The organism is Rickettsia senegalensis (genome assembly GCF_056135685.1).
On the sequence record NZ_JBVYTQ010000001.1, the window covers coordinates 954,856 to 974,871 of the forward strand.

Sequence of the window (20,016 nt, forward strand, 5' to 3'; positions counted from 1 at the left end):
CGAATTTTTGTATCAATATTAAGATTATTTTCTGGATTCCCGCTTTTGCGGGAATGACATATAGAACTACTTTGACCTTAGCAAGACATAACATTTTCAAAAAAAGTAAAAACAATATAAAAATTAAATATAGGAATTTATGCAGCATATTATAGGTAAAATATTGGTTATATTTGTAGTTGTGATAGGAGTTTTATTTGTTTTCAAAACAATGAAAACTTATTCTACAAATCCGGTTTCCGTTGTGGTTAAACAAAGCGAGGATGCAAGGAAATGTGAAGAGGAGAGAGTCCAAGAAATAATCAAAGATTATTTGCTTAAAACTCCGGAAATAATAATAGAATCAATAGAAGGTTTGCAAAAACGTAAAGTACAGGAAAATGAGACTAAAGTTAATAACTATCTAAAAGATAATAAGTTAGGTATTGAAGATAGCACAAGCTTTCCTATTATAGGAAATAAAGACGGTGATATAACAATAATTGCTTTTTATGATTACAATTGTTCTTATTGTAAAAAAGGCGATGTTTCTATAAATGAATTATTGCAAAACGATCCAAAAGTTAAAGTTATATTACGACCGCTACCTTTCCTTGGAGATGCTTCCGAATATCTGGCAAGAATAGTTTTAGCCGTTTATAAGGTTAATCCAAGTAAATTTAAAGCTGTTCATGATGAACTAATAAAAATAAGAGATGTTTCTAAGGAATCTATAAAAGAATTATTAACCGAGAATGGCTTAAATGCTACGGAAATTGAAGAAATGGCCGATAGCAATGAGATTAAAGATTTAATTACTCAAAATATGAAAATAGCTAGAAGCCTTAGAATCCAAGGAGTACCTGCGTATATAATTGATTCAAAATTAATACCCGGGTTAATAGATTTCCTACAGTTACTAAATATAGTTAAAGAAATTAGGGATAGTAAAAATTCTTAAGAAACTTGGAGGGGTTTGGTGTTATTGCATGGCTCGGAAAACCCGCTCGGTGTCATACCGTGGCTTGTCCACGGTATCCAGAAAAACAGTTTAAAATACTAATAACTTTATTATCTTAATAGTAAATAATAAACTGCTATGAATTAAGGCAATTATTATTGGTTAAACAAATTACTGCCGAATATCAAAATAACAAAATTAGTTTAAATAATTTTAATTCCTCGTGATATTCATAAACAAACAGGTCACATAGGAGGAATAGATTTATGGTACAAATAAAAAATATTAAAGATATTAAATGGTATGTCAAAAATTCTCCATTAGAAGAAAAAATTTAATTTTATTAAAAGATTTTCCATTTAAATTACCAAAAATATTTATCGATTTACTTAAAATAAGCGACGGAGGAAGAGTAGATTACGTTTTTGATTATTATGATGAATATTTTCAAGAATTATTGAGGCGGAAGCGGTATAGGACAAATATACGTGATTTGTACAAAAGATTCTAAAATGCTTAATAGAAATTATGATCCTGATGGATTTGGTTTTGATAAAAAAGAATATTTTATAACTCATAATAATATAATAGATATTTATAATAATCCTGCTGAATTTTTTCCTAAAAATTTAGTAGCATTTGGTATAGATGGAGGAGGCAATAAGATATGCTTTGATTATCGAGCTGATCCGAATACTGATAATCCGCCAGTAGTTTATTGGATTATTGGCTATAATGAGGGAGAAGATATATCATTTTTAGCATATAATTTTGAGGAACTTTAAAGATATTAAAAGAACCGGAAGATGGTGATCTTGAGGAATAAAAAAAGAGAATTTAGTAGTATGGCAAAGTGTTGCGAAACGTGCAATGATATTGCTAAAGTGGAAGCGCTGCTTAATTATTTTGATATTGAGGTAATTTACTCTATAAACCTTATTAATCAAGAAAAATTTACATAGGAAGATTTACGAAAGATTAATAATATCACTCCTGCTATAGAAAAATTAATTAATGAAAAATTACAACTATGGTAATCCTCCCATTTTTAATCGCAATAGAGAGTAGAGAGTTAAGTTGCGAGAGCTAATTTTTGTATTGGTGTTATACCGCCAATAGCCATATTAAGTCTTTCGTTATTATAAGACCAAAGCCATTGAGTTGCAAGATCCTGTGCTTCTTGTATATTAACAAATAAATACTGATTTAACCAATCATATCTTACAGTTCTATTATATCTTTCAATATATGCATTTTGCTGAGGCATGCCTGGCTGAATGAATAATAACTTGATATTCTTTTCTTTTGCCCACTTGCTCAATAATTTACTGATATATTCAGGTCCATTATCACAACGTATAGATTTTGGCTTACCTCGCCATTCTATAATTTGATCTAGTGACCTGATAACTCTTCCTGCTGACAATAAAAAATCAGTCTCAGTACCAAGGCTCTCTCTATTAAAGTCATCAATCACATTAAATAAACGATATTTCCTACCATTCTCTAAACTATCGTGCATAAAATCCATGGACCAGCAATCATTTATTGTTTTAGACACTATAAGCTTTTTAGGCTTTGCTCTAAGTAATCTCTTCTTAGGCTTTATTCTCATATTAAGGGCTAGCTCCTTATATATCCTGTATACACGTTTATGATTCCAACCAAAACCTTTGATATTACGTAAATATAAAAAGCAGAGGCCAAGGCCTCAGTTCTTTTGATCACCTACTAAACGCATTAGCTGGCCTGCTATAATATCATCCTCAGATGATAGCTTCCTTTTATATCTATAGCATGTTTCGCTGACACCAAAGATCTTGCATGCACTCCTTATAGAAATATCTTTTTCTCCAGATATTATTTTAGCCATCTCCCGCCTTTGAGATGGCTTCCTAACTTTTTTTTCAAGTACTTCCTTTAATATATCAGCTCTTAGCCTTTCCTCAGCATACATCTTTTTAAGCCGTGCATTTTCCGATTCTAACTCCTTTAATTTAGTAATCATCGGTAAAGCTATACCACCATACTTTGATCTCCATTTATAAAATGTCGCTGATGGTATTTTGTGCTCTCTCAGTATAGACGCTACAGGCATCCCACCGCTCGCTTGCTTTAAGATAGACATGATTTGGCTATCACTGTGCTTTGATATTGTCATTTATAGAATCTCCTCCTTTGTTTCTAGAAAATTCTACTTCTTTTGTCGATTGTTTTTGGGGGGTGCCTCATAAGTTAAATTATCTTAGATTTCTGTTTTTGCAGGAATGAAATCAGCAACCTAACAACAATGCTTATAGTTGTGTGTAATAACGTTAAATTGAATAATATCGTATTTCTAACTTTTATTTAACAAATCTAACATAGTTTTACCGATATCGGCAGGGGATCTAGTGATAGTTACGCCGGCACTTTGTAGAGCTTCAAGCTTATCTTCGGCACTTCCTTTTCCTCCGGCAATAATAGCACCGGCATGCCCCATTCTTTTACCTGGAGGTGCTGTAATACCTGCAATAAAGCTAACAATAGGCTTCTTGATTTTCGATTGCTTGATAAACTCGGCTGCATCTTCTTCTGCATTACCGCCGATTTCACCAATCATAATAATTGCTTTTGTTTCATCATCTTTCAAAAACATATCAATACAATCAACAAAATTAGTGCCGTTAACAGGATCGCCGCCTATACCGACACATGTAGATTGGCCAAGCCCTACGGCTGTTGTCTGTGCTACTGCTTCATAAGTTAGAGTACCTGATCTTGAAACAATACCCATCGTTCCTCTTTTATGAATATGTCCAGGCATAATACCGATTTTACATTCACCAGGTGTGATAACTCCAGGACAGTTAGGACCGATTAATCTAGTTTTAGAACCGATTAAAGCACGTTTTACTTTCACCATATCAAGTACCGGAATTCCTTCCGTTATACATACTACTACTTCGATTTCGGCATCGATTGCTTCTAATATCGAATCAGCAGCAAAGCCGGGCGGAACATATATAACGCTTGCATTTGCACCGGTTTTTGCTTTTGCTTCATGTACGGTATTATATACAGGTAAATCAAGGTGAGTATGACCGCCTTTGCCGGGTGTAACGCCGCCAACCATGTTAGTGCCGTAAGCTATCGCTTGTTCAGAGTGAAAAGTTCCTTGTGAACCAGTAAAGCCCTGACAGATAACTTTTGTTTTTTTATTTATTAATATTGCCATGTTAAATAATTTTTATTGTTTTTATTTTTTTGTGTCGTCATCGTCATTGCGAGCAACTGAAAGCGTTGTTGCATGGATTGTTATTATGTCATTCCCGCGTAGGTGGGAATCCAGTAATTTAAAGGTTATACACAATAGGTTTTTAAAATTAAAAACTCGATTTATCTCGTTTTACCCTGGATTCCTGCTTTCGCAGGAATGACACCTACAACTTTACCGTATCGCTTCAACTATCTTGCTTGCAGCATCTGCTAAATCATGTGCTGGTATTATTTCTAAACCGGAATTTGATAAAATTTCTTTCCCTTTTTCAACGTTTGTACCGGCTAAACGAACCACTAACGGTACTTTTATACCTATGTCTTTTGCTGCTGCAATAATCCCTTCCGCTATAATATCACAACGCATAATACCGCCGAAAATATTAACTAGAATCCCTTGTACTTCTTTATCGGATAAAATTATTTTTAAAGCTTCTTTTACACGCTCACGATCAGCCCCACCGCCAACATCTAAGAAATTTGCAGGTGACGCACCGTAAAGTTTAATAATATCCATAGTAGCCATAGCAAGACCGGCTCCGTTAACCATACAGCCGATATTACCGTCCATTTTTACATAGCTAAGTCCTGCATTTGCCGCTCTAGTTTCTAAAGGATCTTCCTCATCGTGATCACGCATTGCCGTAATATTCGGATGTTTGAATAAGCCGTTATCATCAAAAGTGATTTTTGCGTCTAAAGCGAGTAAATTTCCGTCCGTTTGTACAATTAACGGGTTGATTTCAATTTGTGCTGCATCAGTTTCAACAAAAGCATTATAAACTGATTTTACTATTTCTTTCATCTGTTTTGCTTGGTTATCCTTAAAGCCTAACTCATAAGCTATGCCTCGCATATGAAAATCTTGTAAACCGGTTGCAGGATCAACGGAAAATTTAACAATTTTTTCCGGAGTTTTTTCTGCTACTTCTTCAATATCAACTCCTCCTTCGGTAGAAGCTATGAAAGTAATACAGCTAGCTGATCTATCAAATACGATACTGAAATAATATTCTTTTAAAATATCACAACCTGATTCAATATAAAGACGGTTTACTTTTTGTCCTTGAGGTCCTGTTTGATGTGTTACTAAATTAATACCAAACATGTCATGAGCCACTTTCTTAGCTTCTTCTTTACTCTTAACAACCTTAACGCCGCCGGCTTTACCTCTGCCTCCGGCGTGTATTTGTGCTTTAACCACATATACTTCCGTATTTAACTTATCCATTGTTTCATTAATCTTTTCGGTTTTCGTGACAACGAGTCCGGTGGAAGTAGGTACGCCGTATTTTCTTAAAATCTCTTTTGCTTGATATTCATGAATATTCATTTTAAATAATTTATTTAAATAATTAAAGCACAGTATAATAATTAATCTTTAAACTGTAAAGTAGAGAGTTTTTTGTCGCTTGTCATTCCTGCGGAAGCAGGAATCCAGTAGTACTCAACGTCATCCCGCGAGCTTGTAGCGGAATCTAGTTTTTACTTTTTTATGGATACCGTGGTCAAGCCACGGTATAACACGGGAAAGAGCTGGATTCCTGTTTCCGCAGGAATGACATATGCTACTCATTCCACATCCTCTTAAGTACGTTATCTTTCCTAATAAAGTGATGATATAATGCAGCTAGTATATGCAAAATAATTAAGGCAGTAAATAACAAAGCAGCTTTTTTATGGATTTTCTTAAAGATTTTGGCAAATTGTAAATCTTGAGCAAAAGAATTTATAGTAAACAAACCGTAAAAATCAATATGATGATTTGATAGGATAGTCATAAAAAAGCCGCTTATCGGCATTAATAACATTAAAAGATATAGCAAATTTATATTAATATTAGCGGCTTTTTTCTGCCAATTCGGTAAATCAGCTGGTAATAAAACATTAGTATTATAGAACTTCCATAAAAGCCTTATTATTACTAAAGATAAAACAACTATACCGGTTGCTTCATGTATCCCGTATAATTGCCATTTTAGAGGCGGTTCTATATAATTATCCATTAAGAAACCGACAACGAGCATTACTATAACTATAATACTCATTATCCAGTGAAAAAGTTTTGCAATTAAGCCATAAGAATTTTCAGTATTTGTCAGTAGCATAGTGGTACTCCTCATTGCTATGATAACGTCATTGCGAGGAGCGTAGCGACGTGGCAATCTCATAAAGTAGTGTAGTATAATTCCTGAGATTGCTTCGTCAAAACTTGCAGTTTTTCCTCGCAATGACGGCTGACGGCTTTGGTATCCACGCAACAATGCCTGCTCGTAATGACGGGTTATTCTTCGCAATGATGTGAAGGTTCTAATTCCCAACTGCTGTATCTATAATCTTTTCCGCCTCTGTACCGCTAATTTTTTCTTTATCATTCAGAATGAGATTAGCATTCTTTAAATCGTCTCCTATATACTCCGCTCTTCCTTTTAAAATCTTAGCTAAAAACTGCTCGGCAAGAGCATAATATGAGATTCTGTTACCGGGCTTTGCAAAGCCGTGTCCTTCATCTTTGTAAAGTGCATAAACTACCGGTATACGCTTTGCTTTCATGCTATTTACAATCTGTTCTGATTCTGTCTGTACGACCCTCACATCGTGAGCACCTTGTGCTATAAATAAAGGCTTTTTGATATTATCAACAAAATTAATCGGTGATTTTTGTCTTAAAAACTCTTTTTCTTCTTCAGTATCCCAAGGTCCTATACGTGTTTTATATATACTTAACAATGGTGTCATATAAGGAGCTTTAGATTGCACATGAGTTAATAAATTAGACATACCGACAACGTCAACACCGCAAGCAAATATGTCAGGAGTCATGGTAAGACCGACAAGTGTAGCATAACCACCATAACTTCCGCCCATAATACAAACTTTATCAGGATCAACTATATTATTTTTAATAGCCCAGTTAACACCGTCAATTAAATCGGTGTGCATTTTACCGGCATATTCTAAATTACCGGTGTTTAAGAAATCTTTCCCAAAACCGGTAGAACCACGGTAATTTATACTTAAAACTGCGTAACCACGATTTGCAAGCCATTGATGCTCAGGATTGTATCCCCAGCTATCACGAACCCACGGTCCGCCATGAACATTAATTATTAGCGGTACTTTTTTATCAGGAATATTATTTTCATCAAGCTTTATGTCATTTGGAAAAGTGATATAGCTAACTAAATCAAGCCCATCACGTGACTTGATAATTACCGGTATCATCTTAGCAAGATTATATTGCTCAAGTTCTTTGCGATTAGTAAATAAAAATTCGGCTTTTTTATTTGCCCTATCATATTTATAATATTTCACCGGTGCATTATCAGCCATATAAGCAACGATCCAAATTTTATCGTCTAACGTCCTACTATTAATAATTAAATCACCGCGATCGAGAGATTGCAAATATTTAATATCATCTTCAATATCTTTATCTAATATTTTATATGAGACTCTATCATAATCTATAGATACTGCTTGCGGAGTTTGCTTTGTGGGATGAACTGTAAATAAGCCGATATCGGCTTTTGCATCTTCGGCTAATATTTCTTCGCTGCCTGTAGCAAGTGTTATCGCCTTAAGAGCTGAAGTATTGCGGTTACGCCCCTCAAGCATATAAAGAATTTCGCCGCTAGCATCAAAACCGAGTATAGAAGTATTGAAAGAATCTTCCATTGAGATTTTAGTATATAATTTAGGTTCGCCGTCTCTTAATTCATAATATTCAACGGCTCCGTCTTTATCTAGTAAACTACCGAATCTTAAATTTAAATTTTCATCGACTACGTAATCAGTAAATCTATCATTTTTATAAATTAATTCTTTTTCTAGAGTATCTAGATTTAATTTGTAAATATCAAAATATTCAGGATTACGCTCATTTAAATATATTAATATCTCATTTGGTTTCTTATGACTTGCTCCTGCTATTCCGGCTTTAACTCCTTTTTCAGGAGTAAGTAGCTTTGACTCTTTCGTTTCTATATTATAACTGTAGATTCGGTCATTTTCATCACCGTTAAAATCTTGAGTATATAAAATATTTTTATTATTATAAGCTTTAGCATAAGACCAAATACCACGTCCTTTGTCATGGGTTATGGCTTCTGCTTTACTAATATCATCTGAGGGGGCTAGCCAGATATTTAATACACCGTCTTTCGGTGCAATATATAGAATATATTTGCCGTCGTGGGTTAGAGAAACCCTTGCTTTATCAGGGTTACCGAATAAAACTTTTCTTGGGATTATTTGATTGTTATCTGTTGCTGTTTGTTTTTGAAACATAAAAATACCGACACTTATTATTAATATAGTGCCTATAATATAGAAAATTTTACTCATTACTAATGGTTTGTTAGGTTATTTAGCCATCATTGCGAAAAGAAACTGCAAGTTTCGACGAAGCAATCTCAGGAGTTTGTTGTTATTTCATGAGATTGCCGCGCGGTCTTCGACCGCTCGCAATGACGGGTTAGGGTATTCCTCGCAATGACGTAGAATTTTATTTACACCTTCTCAATATTGCTTAAAAACCAATCAACTTCTTTAGTATTAGCATTACGTGTAAATGTCCATTCTTCTTTTAAATCTTCAATTTTGTCAACTACATTTTTACCTTGAAATAGTAATTTAATAAATATGTTATTACCGAACATGTAAATTTCTGAATATTTGGCACTTAAAGCTGATGAGTCAAAAAAATCACCATAGGACGGTGTTATTTTTTCAAATTCTTCCAAGTATCTTTTATCTATCAGCTCAGATAATTCTTGAGCATCTTTTTTATAAGCCGCCTCTATAATCATTTGAAAAGCAGTTTTAGCATTATTTATAAATTTAACCGGATCAAAGGAGTAAAGACGTTTATGGACTTGTTCCATTCCATCTACGACCGCAGTTATATTATGTTCCACTATTATATCTTTAAAAGCTTTAATATCTTGGGCTGTTGGAATATTTTTTTCTTCTTTATTAGATTTAACTGTACTGTAAGTTACGTCCTTAATAACCGGTTCGCCAAAATAAGATTTTTGCTTTGTTTGTTCCTCTTCTGAAGTAGAACCGAGAGTCGTAATTAATTTGTTGATAATGTAAAAAGCAATAACGGCAAAAATTAATAACTCTATTATTTGAGGAGACATTTTCTATTTATTTTTATTAAAAGATTATTCTTATATCTTAATATAAAAAAATAATCTTTTAAAGTTATTTAATAAAAATAAGGATTTATTTTTATTTGAGTTATACTTAAAGTTTAAAAAAATATTAAACGATAACTAAAATATCTTGATTACTTCAATTATTATGATATTATTGTTTTGTAAATGATGTTTAAACTCCATCATTGCAAAACATTTATAGCCTTTAGTTTATTTATGCTAGGGAGCTGTTGTACTAAAGGCTTAATTTTTAAGCGTTTTTAGTATAACGGATAATTATTGTTTTCAATGATTGAGTTTATCCCCTAGCACCTATATATTTTTTAGCAACTCTTCCACTTTTATAGCATTATCAAATCCGTGATCGTAATGAAATCTTATATCAGGCGAGAAGTTCATATTTATTTTATTAGTAATAAAATTTCTGATAGCATTTTTAGAATTACTTAAGGCATCCATAATTTCATCTATTGTTAGTTTAGTATTAAAAGGCAAGAAATAACAATTAGCTATTTTTAGATCAGCAGTAACTATAACTTTTGTAATAGTGAGAGGATAATCAAAAAGTCTGCTATCCAGCATTTTACCACGTCTTAGAATTTCGATTAATGCTTCATTTATAATACTTGCTAATTTTTGTTGTCTATGAGAATTAGTTTTGGTTAATTTTTTCATAAATTATAAAATATATAATGTTAGAGCATAATAGCATGCTTTTGCCAAACAACCAATACCTAAAAATTTTAGAAATTTTGTTTTAAAAAAACCGGAAAATAAGGAAATAAAGCATCCCCAAAAAGGAAAAGCCATTAAGAAAATTATAAATATCTCATATTTATAATATAATTTTGTTAAATTTTTATGTCTTAAGATATTTTGTTCATTTTTGGAAGCATAAAAGATATTTAAAACAATTCTTCCAAAAATATAATTGACTGCATTACCGCTAAGAGAAGTGCAAATAGCCACCAGCAGCATTATTACACTATTATAGCCCCCAAACATTTTCATAGAATGAAATATTAATTCATTCTGAAAACCGATAACAAGATTTGAGACAAAACTATCAACAAATAATAAACTATATGCTTCAAATTGGTTCATAAATGTAATATATTGAATTTTGATTAGGGGTACTAATCGTCATTGCGAGCGACCATAGGGAGCGTGGCAATCTCAGGAATTGCTATTACTTTATGAGATTGCCGCGTCGACGCTACGCATCTCCTCGCAATGACGATTTCGGTAACCCCTACCATCTAACACCAAAATAAAGTAACCGGCAATGAAAAAGCAAATTATTTATCCTGATTTTATAGCACGAATTTTTTCTACGGCACTTGATTTATCATTATTTGCCTTTATAGCAATCCCAATATCACAATTTTGTTCTTTTAATTTATTATGGTTGTTCTTTAATGATTATTTCCTTAGTAATAACATTAATCTTCATAATTCCAATGAAATGTTTAACTCTGTTATGAGTCAGGAATTTTATGAATATCTTAAAGCAGGGAATTTTAATAAATATATTTTGTTTAATATTTCAATTTTTGCTACTAATATATTAGTAATAGGCTCATATTTCGTAACGCTTTGGTATTATAAAGGTGCAACGCTTAGTAAAATGTTTTTACATATGAAAATCGTAGATGCCGTAACATTAAATCGTCCGACTTTAAAGCAGTTAATTAAAAGATTTTTAGGGTATATGACTTTTCCTATAGGTATTTTTTTCATACTTTTTTCTTCTAAAAAACAAGCATTGCATGATAAGATAGCCGGAACCGTCGTAATCAAATCTTAATATATGAACAACAACACAAATGACATAGACCAGCTAATTTATCTTTTTTCTAAATTGCCTGGGCTTGGCAGTAGGTCGGCAAGACGTATAGCGCTTTATCTATTGCAAGATAAAGATGTTAGGTTAAAAAGCCTGATTAATAACCTTGTAGAGATAGATAAGAAAATAGTAAAATGTGAGATTTGCGGTAATATGGATACGGAAAATATTTGCTGTATTTGCTCTTCTGAATATAGAGATAAATCGGTTGTTGCCGTTGTTGAAACCGTAGCTGAATTATGGGCAATGGAGCGTAGCGGTAATTTTAAAGGTTTATATCACGTACTAGGTCATAATTTATCGGCAGCTAGTAGGCAAAATCCTAGCATACTTCGGTTACCTGAATTACTTAAAAGATGTTTTGCAGAAAATATTAAAGAAGTTATTATTGCTACTAATTCTACTTTAGAAGGTCAAACTACTGCCTATTTTATTACTGAATATCTAAGAGAACATCCTGCTAAAATTTCTCGCCTAGCTAGCGGTATACCTATCGGAGGTGAACTTGATTATTTAGATGAAGGTACCTTATCTGCTGCTATTAACCTACGCCAACCTTTTGAGTAAAATGTTATTGCTTTTATCTATCTAATTACTTAATAAAAATTAATTATTTCTTGACCTAATTATTAATTAATACTAATAATTAGTAGGTCATGCCTCCATATTGCAGTTACGCCTATTAAAAAGCTATACGTTCAATAAGAGTACCAATAACCTTATCATGAATATCCAATGACTTGGAAAAGCAGATTGTCTTACGTGCAAGCCTCTTGCATCTCGTTCTAAGGTTCAAGTTACTTCGTTCTATCCGTTGAGTGTATTTTTTACTGATAATATGCTTTTTAGGGTCTAATAACCTAGCATAACTCCCCCATCCATCTGTATAGTAAAAAGTCACCTTGAAATTCTCTAGTTTTTTCAGTAATGATTCTAATGTGCTATCACATCTTGTACCAAACGTATAAGCAACTACTTTTAACGAAATCTTATCCAAGGCATACCAAAGCCATCGTTGTATGGATTTATTCTGTACATAAGACCATTGTTCATCTATCTCAGGAGCAATAATTACTTCTGTTGTACTGATAGAATGATTTATTGTTTTTTAATACTAGATTTTTTTAAAACACGGATAACTGTATTGATACCCACTTTTAATACTCTTACTGTATCTCTAACTCCAGAGCCGTTGATTGACATTTCTACTATTTGCTCCTTAACTCCAGGCTTAGATGCATTATTAATATACTCCAATTAAAAATATCGATTACACCGCTTGCATTGATATCTCTGTTGTTTTGAAATTGAATATCCTGACTTTATTACTTCTTCTGTGTTGTTACAATATCTACACTTAACATCTATTTTTGCCATAACTCCTTAACTATAATTCTCTCTTATTACTGTTTGAGGATTATAGACTATTTACTCTAAACTGCAATACGGAGGCACGACCTAGGTATTATATGAAATCAAAAAAGTTTCTATTAATCTTTCTGAAAATAACCATATTTTATGGTTACCGCTTGTTGGTGATATTATGTTACAAGGGACAACAACATATATCGAAGATAAAGTTAGAAAGTGTAAAATAGAAAATTATTTAGAAACTTAGAGAACGTAAAGGATTTAAAATTAGCTTTAGAAACAGCAAATATAGCAAGTAATAGACTAAGTAATAGACATAAAAAATTATTACTAAAATGTTTATTAAAAAATTATAATTATGAAGACCTTAAAAGCCATAAATTATTTGAAGATTATACCATAAATCAAGATAAAACGGCTATAATTCACAAAAGCTATGTATCAGAAATTAAGTTTAAATTTGAACCTATATCATTTCAAAATCCTTTAGATCGTATTACTTATAAGTATAATGCACAACAAAATATTTTCTTTATAGCAGTAGTAGAAAAAAATATTCAAATTATGGAAAAAATAGCCAAAGATCTACTTAATACTGCCCCCGTAGTTTCAAAATTACTAAAAACTACAATAGATTATCCACAATATCTTCAATTCTTAGAACATATTGTAACATTTATAAAACCTGAAAAGCAACTTAAAGTTATAAAAAATTTAATAAATACAATAACTATAAATCTTATGCGCTTAGCTCATTTTTCAGGAATATTAAGTAATGCTAAAGAATATGAAGCAGTAATAATAATACTTGAGTCTACACTACTTAATCCTCAGTTACCAACTTTAGTAAGTGACGGTGAAGAAAAAGAAGCTTTATATTGTTGTTGGACTAATCTGTGGTCAGCATATGTTAATACAAGAAATTTAGCATCAGCTGAAGAGCAATTATTGCTCATGTTAAAAGACAAACCAAATAATAGTAACTTCTATAATTTGTTTACGATTTATAGGCTCAATGGAAAATTTACAGAAGTAGAGAATTTAATACAAAATGCTTCTAATGATATAAAAACTTTAGCAAAAATGATTTTGAATTCTAACGAAATTTCTCAATCTAACTTAAATTCAATTAATCCAAATAATTTACCTGATAATTGTAAAGGCATGTTACGCATCTTTCAATATATGGCTAAATATAATAAATATTCTACTTCTGAGAAAATTTTAAATAAAGAAAACCTACGAGATGAGCTAATTAAAATTAGTAAGAGTGTTAATGAACCGTATACATTAGCTCAAATTGCATTAAAGACTAAACAATACGAACTAGCACAGCAGTTTTTAGAAAAAGTACCTCAAATAACTCTCTATCTAGATACACAAGTAAATAATACTTTTAAGGAATTAGAATTTTTACTAAACCCTGAAAAACATAGCAATCAAATCCAGGTCGTGCCTCCGTATTGCAGTTTAGAGTAAATAGTCTATAATCCTCAAACAGTAATAAGAGAGAATTATAGTTAAGGAGTTATGGCAAAAATAGATGTTAAGTGTAGATATTGTAACAACACAGAAGAAGTAATAAAGTCAGGATATTCAATTTCAAAACAACAGAGATATCAATGCAAGCGGTGTAATCGATATTTTCAATTGGAGTATATTAATAATGCATCTAAGCCTGGAGTTAAGGAGCAAATAGTAGAAATGTCAATCAACGGCTCTGGAGTTAGAGATACAGTAAGAGTATTAAAAGTGGGTATCAATACAGTTATCCGTGTTTTAAAAAAATCTAGTATTAAAAAACAATAAATCATTCTATCAGTACAACAGAAGTAATTATTGCTCCTGAGATAGATGAACAATGGTCTTATGTACAGAATAAATCCAGACAACGATGGCTTTGGTATGCCTTGGATAAGATTTCGTTAAAAGTAGTTGCTTATACGTTTGGTACAAGATGTGATAGCACATTAGAATCATTACTGAAAAAACTAGAGAATTTCAAGGTGACTTTTTACTATACAGATGGATGGGGGAGTTATGCTAGGTTATTAGACCCTAAAAAGCATATTATCAGTAAAAAATACACTCAACGGATAGAACGAAGTAACTTGAACCTTAGAACGAGATGCAAGAGGCTTGCACGTAAGACAATCTGCTTTTCCAAGTCATTGGATATTCATGATAAGGTTATTGGTACTCTTATTGAACGTATAGCTTTTTAATAGGCATAACTGCAATATGGAGGCATGACCAAAACCTAGTTATTTTGACAAGGCATTATATATTATTTTACTTTTTAGTAAAGTAATTATTAATATTTCTTAATTATTTAGTAAATTGTTTTTTAATATTAATTTTGTTGCATGGATCAGAAAACGCATTTTATGTCATACCGTGACTTGAGTGGCGTTGTTGCATGGCTCGATTTTCCTTCTGTCATCCCGTGAATAAATTACGAGATGACATCGAGCTTTTTATTATTATCTCTCTTTAGTTAGCAATGCCTATCCACCGAATTGCTCTTTAATAATTCTATCTTCCAGCGTATGGTTTTTATTAAAGAGTAGTTTGATAGGTTTATCCTTAGTAGATTTAATGGTAACATTCGTGATATTATTAAACTCCTGAAAGTCGGCAGTAGCATTTACCGGTCGTTTATTTGTATTAAGTATTTCAAATTTAATTGTAGCAGATGAAAGCAGTAAAGCACCGTGCCATCTACGAGGTCTAAAAGAGCAGATAGGGGTTAGGCATAACATGTTTGAATCAAGCGGTAAAATAGGACCGCCGGCAGATAAATTGTAAGCACTACTTCCGGCAGGCGTTGCAACTAAAGCTCCGTCTGCTACTAATTCGCTCATTCTCTCTATTCCGTTTACGTCTATTCTAAATTTAGCAGCTTGATTAGTTTTACGAAATATCGATACTTCGTTAATAGCAAGTGCGGTATATATTTGACCGCTTATATCTTCAGCTTGCATAAGAAGAGGATTTAGAATAGAAACTGTGCTTTCATGTATATTTTGTAATAAATGCTTGGTATCTAAAGGATTCATTAAAAAGCCGAGACTTCCTAAATTAACTCCATAAAAAGGGATATTAAGATTCATATAGCGGTGAATATTATGTAGTAATTCTCCATCGCCGCCTATTACGATAATTGCTTCTGCTTCCTCTATTTTACAATAATTATAGAGTTTTTTTATTTCCTCTATAATAGCTAGATGTTTGGAATTTTGGTTATAAATTAATGTTATTTTATTTATATTCATTATATGAATTTCTTTTTTAATGTATAGACGCTTAACTAATAATAAGTTATAAGAATAAAGTAATAAAATAAATATTAAGTTAAATTATGTCATCATTCAACATCAAAAATCATAAAAATGATCTGCTATTTGTACCGCTAGGAGGATCTAATGAAATAGGTATGAATCTTAATCTTTACCATTATAAAGGTAAATGGTTAATGATTGATTGCGGTAGCGGTTTTGCCGATGACTACTTACCTGGTGTTGATATGATAATTGCCGATAGTAGCTTTATAGAGAAATATAAAAAAGATATAGTAGGTCTGATTTTAACTCATGCTCATGAGGATCATTTAGGCGGTGTCCAATATTTATGGAATAGCCTTAAATGTCCTATTTATACTACTACTTTCACAGCAAATTTTTTAAAAATTCGTTTAAATGAATATGATTTTGCTAAAAATATAAAAATTCACGAAGTAAAACCGGGTAGTAAAATAAATCTAGAGCCTTTTTCTTTAGAAATGGTGCCGCTCACTCACTCGGCTCCTGAAATGCAAGCAATTATGATTCGTACGGATGCAGGTAATATTTTACATACGGGAGATTGGAAATTTGATAATGACCCGGTACTTGGTAAAAAAGCCGATGAGGAGCTTTTAAAGTCTTATGGAGATGAAGGGGTTCTTGCACTTGTTTGTGATTCAACTAACGTATTTAATAAAGGAAGCTCAGGTTCTGAAGGAGATGTTAGAAAAAGTTTAGTAGATATCATAGCCGGCTGCCCTCAAATGGTTGTAGTTTCAACCTTTGCCTCTAATTTAGCACGGCTTGATACGATAATTCATGCAGCAGGGCTTGCAGGTAGAAAAGTAATTTTAACAGGTAGAAGTTTGCATCGTATGATGCTTGCTGCTCAAGAAAGCGGCTATTTCAAAGATATTGCTCCTCTAATTAGTGAACGTGATGTTAGTAGATTTAGAAGAGAAGAATTATTAGTAATTGCTACCGGTTGTCAAGGTGAACCGCTCGCTGCAACTGCAAAATTGGCTAGTAATGCTCATCAGTCAATAAGACTTGCTCCTAAGGATACAATGATTTTTTCTTCAAAAATTATTCCCGGCAATGAAAAGAAAATATTTAGGTTATTTAATATATTTGTTAAAGCCGGTGTAGAAGTTATTACCGAGCGAGATCATTTTGTCCATGTATCAGGTCATCCATCTATTGATGAGCTACAGAAAATGTACTCTCTCATTAGACCGAATATTTGTATTCCCGTTCACGGCGAGCCGGTACATATTCATGAACATGTTAAGCTTGCTAAGAAAAACGGCATAAAACAGGCAGTAGAGGTTGAAAACGGTAGTGTAGTATTGCTTGAACCTAATAATGCGAAAGTAATTTCAAAGGTAGAAAACGGCTATTTAGCTGTAGATGGTAATTATTTACTGTCCGTCGAATCTCCGATTTTCAAAGCTAGAAGACGTATGCGTGAGTCGGGTATCGTGGTAGCGTCAGTAGTAATTAATAAAAAAGGGCTGCTTGCTGCAAACCCAATGCTGTCTATGCCTGGTCTGCTTGATCCGAAAGAGGATATGGCATTAGTTAACCTCATTAAAAATGATATTAAAGAACTTGTTACTATTCAAAATAAACAGGCTAAAAAAGCATTGTCGGATGAACAAGTAATCGAAGCAATAAAAGGAACAATCCGTAAAACCTTGAAACAGGAAATAAATAAGTCACCTGTAATAATAGTAAATCTTGAGAAAGCTGTGGAGTAGAGGAGTTGTAGATCGTTTTTTCCGTCATTGCGAAGAAAAATTGAAAATTTTGACGAAGCAATCTCAGGATATTTGACGAGATTGCCGCGTCGTTGCTAAAGCAACTCCTCGCAATGACGATTTGTGTATTGCGGGGTGACAAAGAAATAAGCACATGAATAAATTTAAAAATATTGCGGTTTATGGAGGAGGGAGTTATGGTACTAGTCTTGCTTCTTTAGCAGCACAAAACTGTAATAACGTTACTTTATTTTTACGAGATGAGGAAATAGCAAAAGAAATTTTACATAACAAAACTAATGTAAAATATTTAGGGGATATTAAATTACCCGCTCATTTACAGGTTACTACAAACTTAAGTGTAATTAAGGATTTTGAACTAATTATTATTGCAGTGCCGTCTTATACTTTTGATGACTCAATAAAATTATTAAAAACTCACGGCATTTCTCAAGACAATACTCTTCTAATCGCAACAAAAGGCTTTGCTCGTAACCCTACCGAATTATTTTCAGATAGGTTAAAAACTCTATTACCGCATAGCACTACAGTGTTTTTTGCGGGTCCGAATCTAGCGAAAGAACTAGCTAAAAATTTACCGGCTTCAGCAAGTATTGCAGGTGTAGATATAGATATAGCAAATAAGATAGCTTATAATCTAGGTTCAAAAAATTTTACTACTAATGTGACAAGCGATATTGTGACCTTACAAGTAGCAGGAGCTTTAAAAAATATTTTTGCTATTAAAAGCGGAATTGATTTAGCAAAGAAGCAGGGTGAGAATGCAAGAGCAACGCTTATAGTATCCGCCTTAAAAGAAATTGCTACTTTATCTAAGGCTTTGGGTAGTAAAAGGACGGATATTTTACTAGAAGCTGGGGTAGTAGGTGATTTAGTGCTTACCTGTTACTCTTTAGGCTCACGTAATACAAAATTCGGTTATGAGCTTGGGATTAGTAGCGATAAAAAGAAATTTTTACAGGAATATAAAGAGTTAGTAGAGGGAAGAGAAGCATTAAAATTAGTTTTGGATTTGATAAAAAAATATAATTTACATATGCCTATAATTTCCGAAGTGGCTTCGTGTATACTCGTTTAATTTGAAAAATAGATAGACGAAGATCAACTTCAAAAAGAGCAAGGAGTCTATAAGTCGAGGAGCGAAGCGTATACTAATACGTGAGCACCACAGATCTTATATGTAGAAGTCAAGATTTAATCTTACAGACATTATAAAAATTATATCTGAATGTCTGATAAGTTATGACTGTCAGATGAGTATTCAAGATATAAGATTTCGTTATTCTTTTCAACAGCTAACTTTTTACTATCCATAAAAGTCTGCATAGGTGTTTTTCCATAGCAATATTTACCGGAATGCGGTCTTTCATTATTATAATATTCTAGCCAAATATCAAGATCTAGTTGTAGATCATCAAGATCAGTATAGATCTTTTTACGCATAGCAGTATCAAAGAATTCTTGTTTCATAGTTTTATTAAAACGTTCACACATACCATTTGTTTGAGGAGAATATGCTTTAGTAGTAGTATGCTCAATACCCTCAATGCTTAAGAACAATTCAAAAGCATGATGTTCTATATTACCTTTATACTCACCACCTCTATCAGTTAAAATACGAAGTACTGGTATTTGCTGACTCTCATACCATGGTAACACTCTATCATTAAGCATGTCAGCAGCGGTAAGTGCTGTTTTATCAGTATATAGTTTAGCCTCTGCAACCCGAGTGTAACTATCAATAAACACTTGAGAATATACCTTGCCTATGCCTTTAAAATTACCTACATAATATGTGTCTTGGCATCCTAGATAACCTGGATGCTGTGTATCAATCTCACCATGAGCTTCTTTCTCGCTACGCCGTTTCTCTAATACTTGTAACTGAGCTTCGGTAAGAACAATACCATCCTGAGCCATTTTGGCTTCTAATGCTTTAAGTCTTTTATTGATATTATTTAAATCATTACGTAGCCAAATAGATCTAACTCCTCCAGGTGATACAAGAATACCAGTCTTTTTAAGCTCATTTGATACTCGCAGCTGACCATAAGCGGGGTATTCTATTGCCATATCTAATACTGCTCTCTCTACGGCAGGATCAACTCTATTCGCTATAATTGGCTTCTTCCGACTAATCTCATATAATGCTTCTTCTCCTCCTGTTTCATATAACTCTTTAAACCTATAATAACTGTCTCTACTGTAGCCCATAGCTTTACATGCTGACGATATACTACCAAGACTCCTAGCTAATTCTAGTAATCCTATTTTTGGCTTTATTATTTTTTGATTTAGATTCATCTCTAATCCTCCATTTAATATTATCTTAATTTTACTAAATGTAAGATTAAATCTCAACTATTACATC

18 protein-coding genes and 2 pseudogenes are annotated in these 20,016 nt (G+C 32.7%); 9 read left to right on the forward strand and 11 right to left on the reverse strand.

Annotation, left to right across the window (positions count from 1 at the left end; translation table 11 throughout):
- The first annotated feature begins 139 nt into the window (after positions 1–139).
- Positions 140–940: a DsbA family protein gene (locus tag AC0ODJ_RS05195; RefSeq protein WP_218459880.1), complete on the forward strand. Its 801-nt coding sequence runs from the start codon at positions 140–142 to the stop codon at positions 938–940.
- Between the two features lie 512 nt (positions 941–1,452).
- Positions 1,453–1,725 carry an SMI1/KNR4 family protein gene (locus AC0ODJ_RS05200; RefSeq protein WP_218459882.1) on the forward strand — a complete coding sequence of 91 codons (273 nt, stop codon included), beginning with the start codon at positions 1,453–1,455 and terminating at the stop codon, positions 1,723–1,725.
- A 287-nt stretch (positions 1,726–2,012) separates the two neighbouring features.
- Here the strand turns inward: AC0ODJ_RS05200 and AC0ODJ_RS05205 are convergent.
- From AC0ODJ_RS05205 to AC0ODJ_RS05240, 8 genes and pseudogenes are all read right to left on the reverse strand, one after another.
- A pseudogene (locus tag AC0ODJ_RS05205) lies at positions 2,013–3,101 on the reverse strand (IS3 family transposase).
- A 177-nt stretch (positions 3,102–3,278) separates the two neighbouring features.
- The gene (gene sucD, locus AC0ODJ_RS05210) at positions 3,279–4,157 is read right to left on the reverse strand and encodes a succinate--CoA ligase subunit alpha (RefSeq protein WP_218460037.1); all 879 of its coding nucleotides are present in this window, start codon (positions 4,155–4,157) and stop codon (positions 3,279–3,281) included.
- Positions 4,158–4,370: 213 nt separating this feature from the next.
- Complete coding sequence (sucC, locus tag AC0ODJ_RS05215; RefSeq protein ID WP_218460038.1) at positions 4,371–5,531, reverse strand: ADP-forming succinate--CoA ligase subunit beta; 1,161 nt, start codon at positions 5,529–5,531, stop codon at positions 4,371–4,373.
- 235 nt (positions 5,532–5,766) lie between these two features.
- On the reverse strand, positions 5,767–6,462 hold the full coding sequence (locus AC0ODJ_RS05220; protein ID WP_256621180.1) for a cytochrome b: 696 nt from the start codon (positions 6,460–6,462) through the stop codon (positions 5,767–5,769).
- 46 nt (positions 6,463–6,508) lie between these two features.
- Positions 6,509–8,545 carry a S9 family peptidase gene (locus tag AC0ODJ_RS05225; protein ID WP_474465220.1) on the reverse strand — a complete coding sequence of 679 codons (2,037 nt, stop codon included), beginning with the start codon at positions 8,543–8,545 and terminating at the stop codon, positions 6,509–6,511.
- Between the two features lie 164 nt (positions 8,546–8,709).
- Positions 8,710–9,345, reverse strand: coding sequence for a Tim44 domain-containing protein (locus AC0ODJ_RS05230; RefSeq protein ID WP_218460040.1), 636 nt, complete (start codon positions 9,343–9,345; stop codon positions 8,710–8,712).
- A 330-nt stretch (positions 9,346–9,675) separates the two neighbouring features.
- Positions 9,676–10,038: a 30S ribosome-binding factor RbfA gene (gene rbfA / locus AC0ODJ_RS05235; RefSeq protein WP_218460041.1), complete on the reverse strand. Its 363-nt coding sequence runs from the start codon at positions 10,036–10,038 to the stop codon at positions 9,676–9,678.
- 3 nt (positions 10,039–10,041) lie between these two features.
- Positions 10,042–10,467 carry a YqaA family protein gene (locus tag AC0ODJ_RS05240; protein WP_218460042.1) on the reverse strand — a complete coding sequence of 142 codons (426 nt, stop codon included), beginning with the start codon at positions 10,465–10,467 and terminating at the stop codon, positions 10,042–10,044.
- A 181-nt stretch (positions 10,468–10,648) separates the two neighbouring features.
- On the opposite strand from AC0ODJ_RS05240, the gene AC0ODJ_RS05245 reads away from it, so the two are divergent.
- Together AC0ODJ_RS05245 and recR are read left to right on the forward strand one after the other, a co-directional pair.
- Positions 10,649–11,170 carry an RDD family protein gene (locus AC0ODJ_RS05245; protein ID WP_218460045.1) on the forward strand — a complete coding sequence of 174 codons (522 nt, stop codon included), beginning with the start codon at positions 10,649–10,651 and terminating at the stop codon, positions 11,168–11,170.
- A 3-nt stretch (positions 11,171–11,173) separates the two neighbouring features.
- Complete coding sequence (recR, locus tag AC0ODJ_RS05250) at positions 11,174–11,776, forward strand: recombination mediator RecR (RefSeq protein ID WP_218460046.1); 603 nt, start codon at positions 11,174–11,176, stop codon at positions 11,774–11,776.
- A 115-nt stretch (positions 11,777–11,891) separates the two neighbouring features.
- On the opposite strand, the pseudogene AC0ODJ_RS05255 reads toward recR, so the two are convergent.
- Positions 11,892–12,586: pseudogene (locus tag AC0ODJ_RS05255) on the reverse strand (IS1 family transposase).
- Positions 12,587–13,144: 558 nt separating this feature from the next.
- On the opposite strand from AC0ODJ_RS05255, the gene AC0ODJ_RS05260 reads away from it, so the two are divergent.
- Both AC0ODJ_RS05260 and AC0ODJ_RS05265 read left to right on the forward strand, forming a co-directional pair.
- Positions 13,145–14,059, forward strand: coding sequence for a hypothetical protein (locus AC0ODJ_RS05260; protein WP_474465230.1), 915 nt, complete (start codon positions 13,145–13,147; stop codon positions 14,057–14,059).
- A gap of 51 nt (positions 14,060–14,110) precedes the next feature.
- Positions 14,111–14,805 (forward strand): IS1 family transposase gene (locus AC0ODJ_RS05265; protein ID WP_240466735.1). Its coding sequence is split into 2 segments (ribosomal slippage): positions 14,111–14,384 and positions 14,384–14,805, totalling 696 coding nucleotides; the frame shifts between segments, so codons are not numbered across the junction.
- Positions 14,806–15,087: 282 nt separating this feature from the next.
- On the opposite strand, the gene AC0ODJ_RS05270 is transcribed toward AC0ODJ_RS05265, so the two are convergent.
- Positions 15,088–15,855 carry an NAD kinase gene (locus AC0ODJ_RS05270; RefSeq protein ID WP_474465232.1) on the reverse strand — a complete coding sequence of 256 codons (768 nt, stop codon included), beginning with the start codon at positions 15,853–15,855 and terminating at the stop codon, positions 15,088–15,090.
- A gap of 86 nt (positions 15,856–15,941) precedes the next feature.
- Here AC0ODJ_RS05270 and AC0ODJ_RS05275 point away from each other — a divergent pair, with 86 nt between their 5' ends.
- The 3 genes from AC0ODJ_RS05275 (at position 15,942) to AC0ODJ_RS05285 (ending at position 18,829) form a co-directional block, all read left to right on the forward strand.
- The gene (locus AC0ODJ_RS05275; protein ID WP_218460777.1) at positions 15,942–17,624 is read left to right on the forward strand and encodes a ribonuclease J; all 1,683 of its coding nucleotides are present in this window, start codon (positions 15,942–15,944) and stop codon (positions 17,622–17,624) included.
- A gap of 154 nt (positions 17,625–17,778) precedes the next feature.
- On the forward strand, positions 17,779–18,723 hold the full coding sequence (locus AC0ODJ_RS05280; protein ID WP_218460778.1) for an NAD(P)H-dependent glycerol-3-phosphate dehydrogenase: 945 nt from the start codon (positions 17,779–17,781) through the stop codon (positions 18,721–18,723).
- A 22-nt stretch (positions 18,724–18,745) separates the two neighbouring features.
- Positions 18,746–18,829, forward strand: a complete 84-nt coding sequence (locus AC0ODJ_RS05285) for a palindromic element RPE5 domain-containing protein (protein WP_218460779.1) — start codon at positions 18,746–18,748, stop codon at positions 18,827–18,829.
- Positions 18,830–18,863: 34 nt separating this feature from the next.
- Here the strand turns inward: AC0ODJ_RS05285 and AC0ODJ_RS05290 are convergent, their stop codons facing one another.
- The gene (locus AC0ODJ_RS05290; RefSeq protein WP_127896995.1) at positions 18,864–19,949 is read right to left on the reverse strand and encodes an IS481 family transposase; all 1,086 of its coding nucleotides are present in this window, start codon (positions 19,947–19,949) and stop codon (positions 18,864–18,866) included.
- Between the last annotated feature and the right edge of the window lie 67 nt (positions 19,950–20,016).